The following is a 16,338-nucleotide window of genomic DNA, read 5'->3' as shown; positions in this document are numbered from 1 at the left end:
GGAGGCACCCGTGGAGGAAGCGCTCGTGGAGGAAGTGCTCGTACACCCGCATCTCAGTCCCTGAGCTCCAGCTCGAGCACACCCGACGTCCCGGCCCGGCGCGGCGGCGGGCCGCCGTCCAGCTCGGCGTCGTCGGCTATCCGGCCGTCGAAGAAGCTGATCACCCGGTCCGCGGCGCTCGCCAGCCGGGCGTCATGCGTGACCAGCACGATCGTCTGGCCCCGCTGGTGGAACCGGGACAGCAGCCGCATCACCTCGCGGGTGCCCTTGCTGTCCAGGCTGCCGGCGGGTTCGTCGGCCAGCAGCAGCGGCGGCCGGTTCACCAGCGCCCGGGCCAGCGCGACGCGCTGCTGCTCACCGCCGGACAGTTCGCCCGGCATGCTGCGCTCCTTGCCCGTGAGCCCCAGCTCGGCCAGCAGTTCCGTCCGCTCGGCGCGGGCCCGCTTCGGCGGGACGCCGGCCAGCAGGGCCGGCAGCTCGACGTTGTCGGCGACGGAGAGGTTGGAGACCAGGTTGAAGAACTGGAAGACGATCCCGATGCGCTTCCTGCGCTCCACCGACCAGCGGGCCTCGCTCCACCGGTCCGCGCACTCGCCGTCCAGCCAGACGGCCCCGCTGTCCGGCCGCTGCAACCCGCCCAGCAGATGCAGCAGGGTCGACTTGCCGGCGCCGGACGGACCGGTGACGGCCACGAACTCACCGCGTCGGACGGAGAGATCCACACCCCGCACGGCATGCGCCGGAGCGCCCTCGCCGTAGTGCGTCTTGACCAGGGCCTCGGCACGCAGCACGGGACGCTCGTCGGGCGCGGCGGAAGGCGCCTCGGGCCCGTCGGCGCGCGGCACAGGAGCGGAATCGTCGCTCACTCCAGCTCCTCCAACTCTTCCTGGCACCGCTCCAGCCAGTCGAGGTCGGCCTGAAGGTGCAGCATCGCGCCCTCGATCAGCAGATGGGCGATGCGGTTGTCCCGGTCTTCGGCGGCGGCCAGTTTCGACAGTTGACGCATGGTGTTCAGGTACTGACGCCGCTGTTTGTTGATGAGGGCGATCTGGTCGGCGAGACCGGTCTGCGGGGCGACGGCCAGTTTCATGAAGAACTCGTCGCGCACCCGCGGCTCGTCCTCGGTCTCCTCGAACCAGGCGCGCAGCGCCTCACGCCCGGCGTCGGTGAGGTGGTAGACCTTCTTGTTGGGCCGGCTCGACTGCTCGACGTCCTCGCCCTCTATCAGTCCCGATTTCTCGAGACGGCCGAGGGTCACATAGATCTGGCCGACGTTCGGCTGAGGGTACGCGGAGCCCAGCAGTACCTCAAGGTCCTGCTTCAGCTCGTATCCGTGCGCCGGGCCGCGCGCCAGCAGGGCCAGGAGGGGCAGCCGCACTCGTGCTCTCCTCCCGCTCCCGAGTTAATGTGCCGCAGGCCCTAGTATCGCGCATACCTAACAGGTATACATGGCCTCTGTTCCCCGGGCGAAGACGCCCGGTGCCAGGTGTACAGGGAGGAACCTATGCGGTGGATCCACGCCGCCGGTAGGGGCCTTCTCGTCCTCGTCGTGATCCTGACCGGCTACGTCGCCTCCGGCGCCCGTGCCGACGAGGGTCCCGCGGGCGGCAGGGGGCCGTTGACCCTCGCCACCGCGGGAGACCTCACCGGCTATCTCGGCTCCGTGCTGGAGGGCTGGAACCGCACTCACCCCGACGAGAAGGTCACCCTCGTCGAGCTGCCCGACTCCGCCGACGAGACCCACGCGCAGATGACCACCGACCTGCGCGGCGGCGACCGCAGCCGCTTCGACATCCTCAACATCGATGTCAACTGGACCTCGGAGTTCGCGGCGCACGGCTGGATCCGCCCGCTCGCCCGCGACCGCTTCCCGCTGGACACCTTCCTGCCGCCGGTCGTGGACACGGCGACCTACGACGAACGGCTGTACGCGGTCCCGTACGTCACCAACGCCGGGCTGCTCCTGTACCGCAAGGACATCCTCGCCAAGGAGGGCCTCGACCCGCCGCGCACCTGGGCCGAGCTGGAGAAACAGGCCAAGACCGTCGCCCCGAAGTACGGCCTCGACGGCTACGCGGGCCAGTTCCTGCCGTACGAGGGCCTCACCGTCAACGCCGCCGAGGCCGTCTACTCGGCGGGCGGCTCGATCCTCGGCGACGAGGGCGAGCGCGTGACCGTGAACTCGATGGCGGCCCGCGACGGCATCGACTTCCTCGCCCGGGGTGTGCGCGAGGGCTGGATCCCGAAACAGGCGCTCACCTACAAGGAGGAGGAGTCCAAGCAGGCCTTCCAGGACGGGCGCCTGCTGTTCCTGCGCAACTGGCCCTACGCCTATGTCGGCGCGTCGGCCAAGGGGTCGCCGGTCGCCGGGAAGATCGGCGCCGTGCCGCTGCCGGGGCCGGACGGACCCGGGACCAGCGTCCTGGGCGGCTCCAACCTGGCCGTCAGCACCCATGCCCGGCACCCCGACTCCGCCGCGCGGCTGCTCGCGTATCTGACCAGCGAGCGCGTCCAGCGTCAGGTCCTCACGCGCGGCGCCCTGCCGCCCGTGCGTGCCGACCTGTACGAGGATCCGGCGCTGGTGCGGGAGTTCCCGTATCTGCCGACCCTGCGCGAGAGCGTGCGTACGGCCGCGCCGCGCCCCAAGAGCCCGCGCTACGACCAGGTGAGCCTGGTGGTGCAGGCGGTCGTGCACGACGCGATGACCGGGCGTGAGACGCCCGAGGCCGCGGTGCGCCGGCTGGCGCGCGAGCTCGACGCCGTCGCGCGCTGAGTATTTCCCCGACTGAGTCCCGACTGGGTAGTTACCTGTTAGGTAACGGCAGCGTCTCATCCCTTCTTACGATGCCCCGCTATGTCCCGGTTTGCCAGGTCAACTGTTCGGTAGCTTGCGTCCAGTTCATTGACACCCTCCGGAAACGGCTACTTAACATGCATGCATGCTGAGTAAGTACCACTGGTGGCGTGACGCGGTGATCTACCAGGTCTACGTCCGCAGCTTCCTCGACAGCACCGGCGACGGTGTCGGCGACCTCGCAGGGGTCCGCGCGGGGCTGCCGTACCTCAAGAAGCTCGGGGTCGACGGGATCTGGCTGAGCCCCTTCTATCCCTCCCCGCAGCACGACCACGGCTACGACGTGGCCGACTACTGCGACGTCGACCCGCTCTTCGGCGACCTCGCCGAGTTCGACCTGCTGGTCGCAGCGGCCCGGCGGCTCGGGATCAAGGTGCTGCTCGACATCGTCCCCAACCACTGCTCCAGCGAGCACCGGTGGTACGAGGAGGCGCTGTCCGCCGAACCCGGCAGCGCGGCCCGTGCCCGCTTCCACTTCGCCGACGGCCGTGGCGCCGACGGCAGTGAGCCGCCCAACAACTGGCACGCGATGTTCGGCGGCCCGGCGTGGAGCCGGGTGACCGAGGCGGACGGGCAGGCCGGTCAGTGGTACCTGCACATGTTCACGCCCGAGCAGCCCGACTGGAACTGGCGCAACCCGGAGGTCGGCGCCGAGTTCGACCGGGTCCTGCGGTTCTGGCTGGACCGGGGTGTCGACGGCTTCCGCATCGACGTCGCCGCCGGCCTCTTCAAGCACCCGGAACTGCCCGACTCCGACGACCCGGAGGCCGACGCCCGCACCCGCGACTCGGTCAACCCGCTCGCCTGGAACCAGCCCGAGGTGCACGCGGTGTGGCGCCAGTGGCGCTCCATATGCGAGGAGTACACCGCCCGCGACGGCCGGGAGCGCCTCCTCGTCGGCGAGGTCTCCGTCCCGACCGCCCGCGAGCACGCCCTGTACGTCCGCTCCGACGAACTCCACCAGGCGTTCTTCTTCGACCTGCTCAGCGCCCCCTGGGAGGCCGACGCCTTCCGCAAGGTCATCTCCGAGGCCATGCAGGACATAGCCGGCACGGGCTCGACGGTCACCTGGGTCCTCAACAACCACGACCAGGTCCGCACCGTCACCCGCTACGGCGAGCCCGCAACCGAAGGCAGCGGCCTCGGCGCCGCCCGCGCCCGCGCCGCCGCGCTGCTGATGCTGGCGCTGCCCGGAGCCGCGTACATCTACCAGGGCGAGGAGCTGGGTCTGCCCGAGGTCGTCGATCTGCCCGACGACGTGCTCACCGACCCGATCTTCCGCCGCACCGGCAGCCGGGCCCGGATCCGCGACGGCTGCCGGGTGCCGCTGCCGTGGTCGGGACAGGCCTCGCCGTTCGGCTTCACCTCCGGCGCGGAGAGCGCCAAGCCGTGGCTGCCGCAGCCGGAGTACTTCGCCGAGTACGCCACCGACCGCGCCCTCGCCGACACCCGCTCCTTCTGGCACCTGTATCGCGACGGTCTCCAACTGCGCGCCGGGCTGCCGCAGTTGGGCGAGGGAACGCTGCGCTGGCTGGACAGCCCGCCCGGCGTCCTGGCCTTCGAGCGCGGCGACGGCGTGGTCTGCGCCGTCAACTTCGGCACGGCGCCCACCTCCGCTCCCGTCTCCGGCACCCCCCTGCTGTCCAGCGGTCCCTGCCCGGCCGGGGTACTGCCCGGCTCCACCGCCGCCTGGTGGATCAACGACCGCTGACTTTCCCGACCTCCGTCAACTCCCCATCCCCGAAGGGACATCAACGATGATGCGACGACGTACCACCCTGCTCACCGGCTGCACCGCCCTCGTCCTGGCGCTCGGCGCGACCGCCTGCGGCGGCGGGCCGGTCTCCGCCGGCGGCGGCGACAAGGCGCTCAGCGGGCAGACGGTCACCGTGGCCGGTGTCTGGTCCGGCAGCGAGCAGAAGAACTTCCAGAAGGTGCTGGACGCCTTCACCGAGAAGACCGGTGCCAAGACCCAGTTCACGTCCACCGGCGACAACGTCTCCACCGTCGTCGGCAGCAAGATCGAGGGCGGCAACGCCCCCGACGTGGTGATGGTCCCGCAGGTCGGCGTCCTGAAGCAGTTCGCGAAGAGCGGCTGGCTCAAGCCGCTGTCCGGCGCCGCCCAGAAGTCCGTCGACACCAACTTCGCCCCCGTGTGGAAGAACTACGGCAGCGTCGACGACACCCTCTACGGCCTCTACTTCAAGGCCGCCCACAAGTCGACCGTCTGGTACAGCCCCGACGCCCTCGCGCAGGCCGGCGTCGAGGCGCCCAAGAGTTACGACGACATGCTGAAGGCCGGACAGACCGTCTCCGACTCCGGCCTCGCCGCCTTCTCGGTCGCCGGGCAGGACGGCTGGACCCTGACCGACTGGTTCGAGAACGTCTACCTCTCGCAGGCCGGACCCGAGAAGTACGACGCCCTCGCCGCGCACGAGCTGAAGTGGACCGACGCCTCCGTGGTCGAGGCGCTGACCACCCTCGGCAAGCTGTTCAAGGACAAGCAGCTCATCGCGGGCGGCCAGAAGGGCGCCCTCAACACCGACTTCCCGGGTTCGGTGGAGAAGGTGTTCGGGCCGAAGCCCGAGGCGGGCATGGTCTACGAGGGCGACTTCGTCGCGGGCGTCGCCAAGGACCAGTTCGGCAAGAAGATCGGCGAGGACGCGAACTTCTTCCCGTTCCCGGCGGTCGGCGGCGGCAAGGCGCCGGTGGTCAGCGGCGGTGACGCGGCCGTCGTCCTGAAGGACGGCAAGAACCAGAAGGCCGGCATGGCGCTCCTGGAGTACCTGGCGACGCCGGAGGCCGCGGCGGTGTGGGCGGAGGCCGGCGGCTTCCTGTCCCCGAACAAGAACGTCGACCTCGCCTCGTACGGCGACGACGTCACCCGGGCGACCGCCAAGTCCCTCGTCTCGGCCGGCGACTCGGTCCGCTTCGACATGTCCGACCAGGCCCCGGCGGCGTTCGGCGGCACCAAGGGCGCGGGCGAGTGGAAGCTCCTGCAGGACTTCCTGCGCGACCCGTCCGACCCGAAGGGGACCGCGGCGAAGTTGGACGCCGCGGCGGCCAAGGCGTACCAGGGCCAGGGCTGACCTGACATGACCGCCACTCTTCTCAAGGAGGCGAGCCGGGGGGCCGCCGCGAGCCCCGGCCGGGAACGTGCCAGGCGTTCCCGGCGGCGCGCGCGGATCGTCGCACTCCTCTTCGTCTTCCCCGCGCTGCTCCTGCTGGGCGCGCTGGTCGTCTACCCCGTGCTGTTCTCGATCGGGCGCAGCTTCTTCGACGCCTCCGGCACCCGTTTCGTGGGCGGCGAGAACTACACCGAGATGTTCCGCGACCCGGCCACCCTCAAGGCCATCCGCAACACCACGATCTGGGTCGTCGTGGCCCCGGCCCTGCTCACCGGCCTCGGTCTGATCCTGGCCGTGCTGGTGGAGAAGGTCCGCTGGGCGACCGCGTTCAAGCTGCTGCTGTTCATGCCGATGGCCGTGTCGTTCCTCGCCGCCGGCATCATCTTCCGCCTCGCCTACGACGAGGACCCGGACAAGGGCGTGCTGAACGCAGCCGTCGTCTCCGTGCACGACGCCTTCCAGGGCACGTCGACCTATCCGACGGCCCGGGCACGCGACGGGCAGGGACTGACGAAGGACCCGGACGGCTCGTACCGCACCAGCACGAGCGTGTCGCCGGGTGACGCGCTCACGCTCGGCCTGGTCGGTGTCCTCCCCGACGACCTGCCCGGCGGCACCGAACCGGCCTACCCGGCGGCGGGTCAGAAGGCGGGCCCCGGTGAGCTGCGCGGCGTCGTGTACCTCGACTTCACGCCAGGTGGGGGAGGGGAGCAGGGCAAGGTCGACCGGCGTGAGAACGGGCTGCCGGAGATGACGGTCGAGGCGTCGCGTGCCGGGAAGACCGTCGCCACGGCGACCACCGCGTCCGACGGCTCCTTCCGCTTCGAGGGGCTGGACGACGGCTCGTACTCGGTGAGGCTGCCGGCCTCGAACTTCGCCGCCCCCTACGAGGGCGTCTCCTGGCTCGGGCCCACGCTCGTCACGCCGGCGATCATCGGGGCGTACCTGTGGATCTGGACCGGCTTCGCGATGGTCCTGATCGGCGCGGGCCTCGCGGCCCTGCCCCGGGACGCGCTGGAGGCGGCGCGGATGGACGGCGCGAACGAGTGGCAGATCTTCAGGCGGATCACGGTGCCGCTGCTGGCGCCGGTCCTCACGGTCGTCTTCGTCACCCTCGTCATCAACGTCATGAAGGTCTTCGACCTCGTCTACATCATCGCGCCCGGTCCGGTACAGGAGGACGCGACCGTACTCGCGACACAGATGTGGCTGGTGTCGTTCGGCGGCGGCAACAACCAGGGGCTCGGCAGCGCGCTGGGCGTCCTGCTTCTGCTGCTGGTCATCCCGGCGATGGTCTTCAACGTCCGCCGCTTCCGAAGGAGTCAGCGATGAACGCGGTCAGGCGGGGCCTGGGCAACTCACTGGTCCAGGCGTTCCTGGTGGTGATCGGGCTGGTGTGGCTGACCCCGCTGGCCGGGTTGTTCCTCTCCTCCCTGCGGTCCGCGAAGGACACGGCGAACGGCGGCTGGTGGACGGTGTTCACCAGTCCCGGCCAGTTGTCCTTCGACAACTACTCGGCGCTGCTGGGGAACGCCGGGATCAGCCAGGCCTTCTGGAACACCGTGCTGATCTCGGTGCCGACGACGTTGCTGGTGGTCGTCCTCGCGGCCCTCGCCGGATACGCCTTCGCCTGGCTGGACTTCCCCGGACGCGAGGCGATCTTCCTTCTCGTCGTGGCGCTGCTCGTGGTGCCCGTGCAGATCGGCCTGCTCCCGGTCGCCAAACTCTTCGGCCAGCTCGGCCTGTTCGGCACGATCCCCGGCGTCGTCCTCTTCCACGTGGCGTACGGACTGCCGTTCGCGGTGTTCCTGCTGCGGAACTACTTCGCCGAGATGCCGAAGGAGATGCTGGAGGCGGCGCGGATGGACGGCGGCAGCGAGTGGCGCATCTTCACCCGCCTGGTGCTTCCCGTGGGGCGCCCGGCCATCGCCTCGCTCGCCATCTTCCAGTTCCTGTGGGTGTGGAACGACATGCTGGTGGCGCTGCTCTTCGCCGACAGCTCCGCACAGCCGCTAACCGTTGAACTCCAGTCCCAGATACGGCAGTTCGGCAGCAACATCGACGTACTGGCGCCCGGCGCGTTCGTCTCGCTGGTGGTGCCGGTGGTCGTGTTCTTCGCGTTCCAACGGCACTTCGTGCAGGGCGTGATGGCCGGGTCGGTGAAGTAGCCCAAGCGATTCGGGCCCAAGTGATTCGGGCCCAAGTGATTCGGGCCCAAGTGATTCGGGCCCCCACTTCGCGGTGAAGTGGGGGCCCGAAGGCGTTCAGGACGACGCCGGTGGATACAGCGACCTCGGCAGTTGTGACGCCGCCGCCGCGTCCAGGAGCCACAGGGTCCTGGAACGGCCCTGGGCACCCGCCGCCGGGGCCTGGATCTCGCCCGCGCCCGACAGGGCGATCGCCGCGGCCTGCGCCTTGTCCTCGCCGGCCGCCAGCAGCCACACCTCACGCGCCGCCCGGATCGCGGGGAGCGTGAGGGTGACACGGGTCGGCGGGGGCTTCGGGGCGCCGTGCACTCCGACGACCGTGCGCTGGGTCTCCCGTACCGCGGGCAGTTCCGGGAACAGGGAGGCGACGTGGGTGTCGGGGCCCACGCCCAGCATCAGGACGTCGAAGGTGGGAACCGCCCCGTGGTTCTCCGGGCCGGCCGCCCTGGCCAGTTCCTCCGCGTAAGCGGCGGCCGCCGCCTCCACGTCCGTGCCGAACGGGCCGTCCGAGGCGGGCATGGCGTGCACCCGCTTCGGATCCAGCGGCACCGCGTCCAGCAGGGCCTCGCGGGCCTGCGTGACATTGCGGTCGGGGTCGCCCTCGGGGAGGAAGCGCTCGTCGCCCCACCACAGGTCGAGACGGCCCCAGTCGATGGCGTCCCGCGCGGGGGCGGCAGCCAGCGCGGCCAGCAGGCCGTTGCCGTTGCGGCCGCCGGTGAGGACCACGGACGCCGAGCCCCGGGAGGCCTGCGCGTCCACGATCTTCGTGATCAGCCGGGCCGCCGCGGCCTGGGCCATCAGCTCCTTGTCGTGGTGCACGACGAGCTGCGGAGTACTCACTTCGCCGCCGCCTTCTTCGCGCCCTGCGCCGTCACTTCCTGCGCCGCCGCTTCCTTCCCGGATGCTTGCGCAGCCGCCTGGGCGGGCGTTGCGGCCGGTTCTCCTTTGGCCGGTGACGCCCCCTCGGCCTGCTCGGTCCCGGCTTCGTCGGCCGCCGGCTCCTCGGCCCGGGCCACGGCGGCCTGGGCCAGCGCCACGGCCCGCTCCGCCTTGGCCACGGCCGCCTCGGCGCCCCTGACCGAGGAGGCCGGCCCCGAGTTCAGCCGCTCCACGCCGAACCGCAGCGCGGATGCGTAGGTGTCGTCCGGGTCGAGCCGCCGCAGCTCCTCCGCGATCAGCTCGGCCGTCTCGCGCCGCTTCAGCGCCACCGCACGGTCCGGCTGGCCCTCGATGGACAGGGTCGCGAGCGAGCCGTCCGCCCGGTCCAGCGTGATCGGGCCGCAGTCGGTGGCCATGCGGACCGCCGTCAGGCCGGGGCCCGACGACAGTGACCGCTTCACGGGGACGTCCAGCCGGTCCGCGAGCCACATCGCCAGCAGCTCACAGCTCGGGTTGAACTCCTCGCCCTCCACCTCGACGGCCTTCACCTCGCAGACCACCTGGTCCAGAGCCGCCGCCAGCATCGAGCGCCAGGGCGTGATCCGGGTCCAGGACAGGTCGGTGTCGCCCGGTGTGTAGGCGTCGGCGCGGGACGACAGCTCCCGCACCGGCTGCTCCGAGGCGTAGGTGTCGGTCACCCGGCGCTGGGCAAGAGCGCCCAGCGGGTCGTTCGCCGGGTCGAGCGGCGCGTTCACCGGCCACCAGGCCACCACCGGGGCGTCCGGCAGCAGCAGCGGGAGGACGACGGACTGGGCGTGCTCGGACACCTCGCCGTACAGCCGCAGCACCACCGTCTCACCGGTGCCCGCGTCCGCGCCCACCCGCACCTCGGCGTCCAGCCGGGACGTCGTACGGTCGCGGGGCGAGCGCGAGACCCGCTTGATGACCAGCAGTGTGCGCGAGGGGTGCTCGCGCGAGGCGTCGCTCGCGGCCTTGAGTGCGTCGTACGCGTTCTCCTCGTCCGTGACGATGACCAGCGTGAGCACCATGCCGACGGCCGGCGTGCCGATGGCCCGCCGCCCCTGCACCAGCGCCTTGTTGATCTTGCTGGCCGTGGTGTCCGTCAGGTCTATCTTCATGGCCGGCGCCAGCTCCGTCCCTCTCGTGCGAGCATTTCGTCCGCCTCGACGGGCCCCCAGGTACCGGATGGGTACTGGGCGGGCTTGCCGTGCGTGTCCCAGTACTCCTCGATCGGGTCGAGGATCTTCCAGGACAGCTCGACCTCCTCGGTGCGCGGGAAGAGGTTGGAGTCGCCGAGCAGGACGTCGAGGATCAGTCGCTCGTACGCCTCGGGCGAGGACTCCGTGAAGGACTCGCCGTAGGCGAAGTCCATCGACACGTCCCGGATCTCCATCGAGGTGCCGGGCACCTTGGAGCCGAAGCGGACCGTGACGCCCTCGTCGGGCTGGACGCGGATCACGATCGCGTTCTGGCCCAGCTCCTCGGTGGCCGTCGTGTCGAACGGGGAGTGCGGCGCGCGCTGGAAGACGACCGCGATCTCCGTGACGCGCCGGCCGAGCCGCTTGCCGGTGCGCAGATAGAAGGGGACGCCCGCCCAGCGGCGGTTGTCGACGGACAGCTTGACCGCGGCGTACGTGTCGGTCTTCGACTTGGGGTCGATGCCCTCCTCCTGGAGGTAGCCGACCGCCTTCTCGCCGCCCTGCCAGCCGGTCGCGTACTGCGCGAACACGGTGTCGCGGCCCAGGTCCTTCGGCAGCCGTACGGCACCGAGCACCTTGGTCTTCTCGGCGGCCAGCGCGTCCGCGTCGAAGGAGGCGGGCTCCTCCATGGCCGTCAGGGCCATGAGCTGGAGCAGGTGGTTCTGGATGACGTCACGGGCGGCGCCGATGCCGTCGTAGTACCCGGCCCGGCCGCCGATGCCGATGTCCTCGGCCATCGTGATCTGCACATGGTCCACGAAGGACCGGTTCCAGATCGGCTCGAACATCGTGTTGGCGAAGCGCAGCGCCAGGATGTTCTGGACGGTCTCCTTGCCCAGGTAGTGGTCGATGCGGAAGACCTGGTCCGGGGCGAAGACCTCGTGCACGACCTTGTTGAGCTCCTCGGCGGAGGCCAGGTCGTGGCCGAACGGCTTCTCGATGACCGCGCGGCGCCAGGAGCCGGACGACTGGTCGGCGAGGCCGTGCTTCTTGAGCTGCTGGATGACCACCGGGAAGGAGCGCGGCGGCACCGAGAGGTAGAAGGCGAAGTTGCCGCCCGTGCCCTGTGCCTTGTCCAGCTCGTCGATGGTGGCGCGCAGCCGCTCGAACGCCTCGTCGTCGTCGAAGGTGCCCTGCACGAAGCGCATGCCCTGGATGAGCTGCTGCCAGACCTCCTCGCGGAAGGGCGTGCGGGCATGTTCCTTGACCGCTTCGTGGACCTCCTGCGCGAAGTCCTCGTGCGCCCACTCGCGGCGGGCGAAACCGACCAGCGAGAAGCCCGGCGGCAGCAGACCCCGGTTGGCGAGGTCGTACACCGCGGGCATCAGCTTTTTACGTGACAAATCGCCCGTAACGCCGAAGATCACCAGGCCCGACGGCCCCGCGATACGCGGGAGCCGTCGGTCGGCGGCGTCACGAAGCGGGTTCGCTTCAGTGACGTTGAAGGGTGGCAAAGGGATCAGCCCTCCGAGGGGGCGAGGCGCTCCAGCTCTGCCTCGGTCGACTTGAGCAGGTCGTTCCAGGACGCCTCGAACTTCTCGACGCCTTCGTCTTCCAGGAGCTGCACCACGTCGTCGTACGAGATCCCGAGCCGCTCGACCGCGTCCAGGTCGGCGCGGGCCTGCTCGTAGGTGCCGGCGATGGTGTTGCCGGTGATCTCGCCCTTCTCCTCCGTGGCCTGGAGGGTGGCCTCGGGCATGGTGTTGACCGTGTTCGGCGCCACCAGGTCGTCGACGTAGAGGGTCGGCTTGTAGGCCGGGTCCTTCACGCCGGTCGACGCCCACAGCGGACGCTGCTTGTTGGCGCCCGCGTTCTCCAGCACGCTCCAGCGGTCCGAGGAGAAGACCTCCTCGTACGCCTGGTAGGCGAGGCGCGCGTTGGCCACGCCCGCCTTGCCGCGCGCGGCCTTGGCCTCGTCGGTGCCGAGAGCGTCGATGCGCTTGTCGATCTCGGTGTCCACACGGGACACGAAGAAGGACGCCACCGAGCGGATGAGCGACAGGTCGAGCCCGCGCTCCTTGGCCTTCTCCAGACCGGCCAGGTAGGCGTCCATGACCTCGCGGTAGCGCTCCAGCGAGAAGATCAGCGTGACGTTGACGCTGATGCCGAGGCCGATGACCTCGGTGATCGCCGGAAGGCCCGCCTTGGTGGCCGGGATCTTGATCAGGGTGTTGGGACGGTCCACCAGCCAGGCGAGCTGCTTGGCCTCGGCGACGGTCGCACGGGTGTTGTGCGCGAGCCGCGGGTCGACCTCGATGGAGACCCGGCCGTCCTGGCCGCCGGTGGCGTCGAAGACCGGGCGCAGGATGTCGGCGGCGTCCCGGACGTCCGCCGTGGTGATCATGCGGATCGCCTCTTCGACCGTCACCTTGCGGGCGGCGAGGTCGGCGACCTGCTGCTCGTAGCCGTCACCACCGCTGATCGCCTTCTGGAAGATCGACGGGTTGGTCGTGACACCCACGACGTGCTGCTGGTCGATCAGCTCGGCGAGGTTGCCGGACGTGATGCGCTGGCGCGACAGGTCGTCCAGCCAGATCGCGACGCCCTCCTCGGAGAGGCGCTTCAATGCGTCTGTCATGGAAAATCAAACTCCTACGTCTCGTATATGAGCGTCAGCGCTGGGCCGCGGCGAGGGATTCCCGCGCGACGGCCGCCACGTTCTCGGCAGTGAAGCCGTACTCCCGGAAAAGGACCTTGCCGTCGGCCGAAGCACCGAAGTGCTCCAGGGAAACGATGCGACCCGCGTCCCCGACGTACTTGTGCCAGGTCAGACCGATACCGGCCTCGACCGCCACCCGCGCCTTGACGGCCGGCGGCAGGACGCTGTCCCGGTACCCCTGGTCCTGCTCCTCGAACCACTCCACCGAGGGCATGGACACGACCCGCGTCGGCACACCGTCGGCCTGGAGCCGCTCGCGCGCCTCGACGGCCACGTGCACCTCGGAACCGGTCGCGATGAGGACGACCTCGGGCTTGCCGCCGTCGGCCTCGAACATCACGTAACCGCCGCGCGCGGTGTCCTCGTTGGCCTCGTACACCGGCACGCCCTGACGGGTCAGCGCGAGCCCGTGCGGGGCGCCCTTGCCGAACTCCTTCGTGTAGCGCTTGAGGATCTCGCGCCAGGCGATCGCGGTCTCGTTGGCGTCCGCCGGGCGGACCACGTTGAGACCGGGGATGGCGCGCAGGGACGCGAGGTGCTCGATCGGCTGGTGGGTGGGGCCGTCCTCACCCAGGCCGATGGAGTCGTGCGTCCAGACGTACGTCACCGGCAGGTGCATCAGCGCCGACAGGCGCACGGCGTTGCGCATGTAGTCGGAGAAGACCAGGAACGTACCGCCGTAGACACGGGTGTTGCCGTGCAGGGTGATGCCGTTCATCTCCGCGGCCATGGAGTGCTCGCGGATGCCGAAGTGGATCGTGCGGCCGTAGGGGTCGGCCTCCGGCAGCGGGTTGTCCGCCGGCAGGAACGACGAGGTCTTGTCGATCGTCGTGTTGTTGGAGCCGGCCAGGTCGGCCGAGCCGCCCCACAGCTCCGGGATGACCGCGCCGAGTGCCTGGAGCACCTTGCCGGACGCGGCGCGGGTGGCGACGCCCTTGCCGGGCTCGAAGACCGGGAGCTTCTCCTCCCAGCCGGTGGGCAGCTCGCCCTTGTGGATGCGGTCGAACTCGGCGGCCCGCTCGGGGTTGTTGTCGCGCCAGAGCTGGAAGGACTTCTCCCACTCGGCCTTCGCCTCGGCGCCCCGCTCCAGCGCCTTGCGGGTGTGGCCGATGACCTCGTCGGCCACCTCGAAGGACTGCTCCGGGTCGAAGCCCAGGACGCGCTTGGTGGCCGCGACCTCGTCGTCGCCGAGCGCCGAGCCGTGGGCGGCCTCGGTGTTCTGCGCGTTCGGGGCGGGCCAGGCGATGATCGAGCGCATCGCGATGAAGGACGGCTTGTCCGTCACCTGCTTCGCGGCCTCGATCGCGTTGTAGATGGCGTGCGGGTCCAGGTCGCCGTCCGGCTTCGGCGCGATGCGCTGCACATGCCAGCCGTAGGCCTCGTAGCGCTTGACGGTGTCCTCGGAGACGGCCGTCTCGGTGTCGCCCTCGATCGAGATGTGGTTGTCGTCCCACAGCAGGATCAGGTTGCCGAGCTGCTGGTGGCCGGCCATCGAGGACGCCTCGGCGGAGATGCCCTCCTGGAGGCAGCCGTCACCGGCGATGGCGTAGACGAAGTGGTCGAAGGGGGAGGTGCCCTGCGCGGCGTCCGGGTCGAACAGACCGCGCTCGTAGCGGGCGGCCATCGCCATGCCGACGGCGTTGGCGACACCCTGGCCCAGCGGGCCGGTCGTCGTCTCGACGCCCGTGGTGTGGCCGTACTCCGGGTGGCCGGGGGTCTTCGAACCCCACGTCCGGAACGCCTTCAGGTCGTCCAGCTCCAGACCGAAGCCGGCCAGGTAGAGCTGGGTGTAGAGGGTCAGGGACGAGTGGCCTGCGGACAGCACGAAGCGGTCGCGACCGACCCACTCGGCGTCCGCGGGGTCGTGCCGCATCACCTTCTGGAAGAGGGTGTAGGCGGCGGGTGCCAGGCTCATCGCCGTACCCGGATGGCCGTTTCCGACCTTCTGTACGGCGTCGGCGGCCAGGACGCGGGCGGTGTCGACAGCCCGCTGGTCCAGCTCGGTCCACTCGAGGTCTGTGGTGGTCGGCTTGGTGCTCACCCTGGGTCAGGGCTCCTCTCCACATGTCGGTTGCCGGTGTCACGGGCACACACGCCCACCGGCTGCCGGCGTACTCGGCGTCGGCCGGCCGTTGTCGAGCCTACCCCCGGAAGTACGTGCGTTTTTTCGACTCATTCCAGACTGCCGGGAGTCACCGGGATGTGCCTCCCGACTGGGTCGTTCCACATTCGGCAAGTGAATACGGAGCCGCTCATCCGGGTGCTCAATCGAGCTTCGGCGCGCCCTTCGGACGGCCCCCTCCAACACGACCCCACCCCCGCGAATGTCCGGGTCTGGGCAACGTCTACAGTGGCGTGGTACGCGCGAGCCTTTACCGGGACTTCACACCGGGGGGCTTGCTGGGATGTCTCTGTCAGGGGTGTGCGTGACGGCCGTTGAATCCCGTCCAGCGGGGATTATCGGGACGAGCCAGAGCCCGAGCCGGCGGCCGATCGGGGCCCGGGTCAAGGGGTTCGTGGCGCTTACCAAGCCGCGGATCATCGAGCTGCTGCTCATCACCACCGTTCCGGTGATGTTCCTGGCCGAGCAGGGCGTGCCCGACCTCGGTCTGGTGCTGCTCACGTGCGTCGGCGGCTACCTCTCCGCCGGCGGCGCCAACGCCCTGAACATGTACATCGACCGCGACATCGACGCGCTCATGGACCGCACCTCGCAGCGCCCGCTGGTCACCGGGATGGTCAGCCCGCGCGAGTGCCTGGCCTTCGGCATCACCCTCGCGGTCGTCTCCACGCTGCTGTTCGGCCTCACCGTCAACTGGCTGTCGGCCTGGCTGTCCCTCGGAGCGCTCCTCTTCTACGTCGTCGTCTACACGATGATCCTCAAGCGCCGTACGTCGCAGAACATCGTGTGGGGCGGCATCGCGGGCTGCATGCCGGTCCTGATCGGCTGGTCCGCGGTCACGAACTCGCTGTCCTGGGCGCCGCTCATCCTCTTCCTGGTGATCTTCTTCTGGACGCCGCCGCACTACTGGCCGCTGTCCATGAAGGTGAAGGAGGACTACGCGCGCGTGGGCGTGCCGATGCTTCCGGTCATCGCCTCCAACAAGGTCGTCGCCAAGCAGATCGTCATCTATAGCTGGGTGATGGTGGCGGTGTCGCTGCTGCTCACGCCGCTCGGCTACACGGGCTGGTTCTACACAGTGGTCGCGCTGGGCGCGGGCGGCTGGTGGCTGTGGGAGGCGCACGCGCTGCAGAACCGCGCGAAGGCGGAGGTGACGGGCGGCAAGCTCAAGGAGATGCGCCTGTTCCACTGGTCGATCACGTACGTGTCGCTGCTGTTCGTCGCGGTCGCGGTGGACCCCTTCCTGCGCTGACGCACGTCACAGTGCCC

13 protein-coding genes are annotated in these 16,338 nt (G+C 70.0%); 6 read left to right on the top strand and 7 right to left on the bottom strand.

Annotation, left to right across the window (positions count from 1 at the left end; translation table 11 throughout):
- Positions 1 to 53: 53 nt before the first annotated feature.
- Both ACZ69Q_RS23765 and ACZ69Q_RS23760 read right to left on the bottom strand, forming a co-directional pair.
- Positions 54 to 845, bottom strand: coding sequence for an ABC transporter ATP-binding protein (locus ACZ69Q_RS23765; RefSeq protein ID WP_471045585.1), 792 nt, complete (start codon positions 843 to 845; stop codon positions 54 to 56).
- Positions 846 to 862: 17 nt separating this feature from the next.
- On the bottom strand, positions 863 to 1,378 hold the full coding sequence (locus ACZ69Q_RS23760; protein ID WP_107907177.1) for a PadR family transcriptional regulator: 516 nt from the start codon (positions 1,376 to 1,378) through the stop codon (positions 863 to 865).
- 126 nt (positions 1,379 to 1,504) lie between these two features.
- Here ACZ69Q_RS23760 and ACZ69Q_RS23755 point away from each other — a divergent pair, with 126 nt between their 5' ends.
- From ACZ69Q_RS23755 to ACZ69Q_RS23735, 5 genes are all read left to right on the top strand, one after another.
- Positions 1,505 to 2,773 carry an ABC transporter substrate-binding protein gene (locus tag ACZ69Q_RS23755; protein ID WP_471045111.1) on the top strand — a complete coding sequence of 423 codons (1,269 nt, stop codon included), beginning with the start codon at positions 1,505 to 1,507 and terminating at the stop codon, positions 2,771 to 2,773.
- 166 nt (positions 2,774 to 2,939) lie between these two features.
- The gene (locus ACZ69Q_RS23750) at positions 2,940 to 4,565 is read left to right on the top strand and encodes a glycoside hydrolase family 13 protein (protein WP_471045108.1); all 1,626 of its coding nucleotides are present in this window, start codon (positions 2,940 to 2,942) and stop codon (positions 4,563 to 4,565) included.
- Positions 4,566 to 4,611: 46 nt separating this feature from the next.
- Positions 4,612 to 5,943 carry an ABC transporter substrate-binding protein gene (locus ACZ69Q_RS23745; RefSeq protein ID WP_471045105.1) on the top strand — a complete coding sequence of 444 codons (1,332 nt, stop codon included), beginning with the start codon at positions 4,612 to 4,614 and terminating at the stop codon, positions 5,941 to 5,943.
- A 6-nt stretch (positions 5,944 to 5,949) separates the two neighbouring features.
- Positions 5,950 to 7,314 carry an ABC transporter permease subunit gene (locus ACZ69Q_RS23740; protein WP_471045103.1) on the top strand — a complete coding sequence of 455 codons (1,365 nt, stop codon included), beginning with the start codon at positions 5,950 to 5,952 and terminating at the stop codon, positions 7,312 to 7,314.
- Positions 7,311 to 8,150 (top strand): carbohydrate ABC transporter permease, encoded by an 840-nt coding sequence (locus ACZ69Q_RS23735; RefSeq protein WP_471045101.1) that lies wholly within the window; start codon positions 7,311 to 7,313, stop codon positions 8,148 to 8,150. Before ACZ69Q_RS23740 ends, ACZ69Q_RS23735 begins: the two co-directional genes overlap by 4 nt.
- A 96-nt stretch (positions 8,151 to 8,246) precedes the next feature.
- Here the strand turns inward: ACZ69Q_RS23735 and pgl are convergent, their stop codons facing one another.
- The 5 genes from pgl to tkt are packed head-to-tail and all read right to left on the bottom strand — an operon-like array spanning position 8,247 to position 14,988.
- Positions 8,247 to 9,029 (bottom strand): 6-phosphogluconolactonase, encoded by a 783-nt coding sequence (pgl, locus tag ACZ69Q_RS23730; protein ID WP_471045099.1) that lies wholly within the window; start codon positions 9,027 to 9,029, stop codon positions 8,247 to 8,249.
- The gene (opcA, locus tag ACZ69Q_RS23725; RefSeq protein ID WP_471045096.1) at positions 9,026 to 10,207 is read right to left on the bottom strand and encodes a glucose-6-phosphate dehydrogenase assembly protein OpcA; all 1,182 of its coding nucleotides are present in this window, start codon (positions 10,205 to 10,207) and stop codon (positions 9,026 to 9,028) included. The genes pgl and opcA overlap by 4 nt, the downstream gene beginning before the upstream one ends.
- The gene (gene zwf, locus ACZ69Q_RS23720; RefSeq protein WP_471045094.1) at positions 10,204 to 11,742 is read right to left on the bottom strand and encodes a glucose-6-phosphate dehydrogenase; all 1,539 of its coding nucleotides are present in this window, start codon (positions 11,740 to 11,742) and stop codon (positions 10,204 to 10,206) included. The genes opcA and zwf overlap by 4 nt, the downstream gene beginning before the upstream one ends.
- 5 nt (positions 11,743 to 11,747) lie before the next feature.
- On the bottom strand, positions 11,748 to 12,866 hold the full coding sequence (tal, locus tag ACZ69Q_RS23715) for a transaldolase (protein WP_471045092.1): 1,119 nt from the start codon (positions 12,864 to 12,866) through the stop codon (positions 11,748 to 11,750).
- Positions 12,867 to 12,900: 34 nt separating this feature from the next.
- A complete protein-coding gene (tkt, locus tag ACZ69Q_RS23710) occupies positions 12,901 to 14,988 on the bottom strand; it encodes a transketolase (protein WP_471045091.1) in 2,088 nt (695 codons plus the stop codon).
- Between the two features lie 364 nt (positions 14,989 to 15,352).
- Between tkt and ACZ69Q_RS23705 the strand changes: the two genes are divergently transcribed.
- Positions 15,353 to 16,321 (top strand): heme o synthase, encoded by a 969-nt coding sequence (locus ACZ69Q_RS23705; protein ID WP_471045089.1) that lies wholly within the window; start codon positions 15,353 to 15,355, stop codon positions 16,319 to 16,321.
- Positions 16,322 to 16,338 lie beyond the last annotated feature (17 nt).

The organism is Streptomyces sp. NPDC036764 (genome assembly GCF_055609385.1).
Note: the sequence above shows the minus strand (reverse complement) of the source record. Positions and strands in the feature narration are given on the sequence as shown.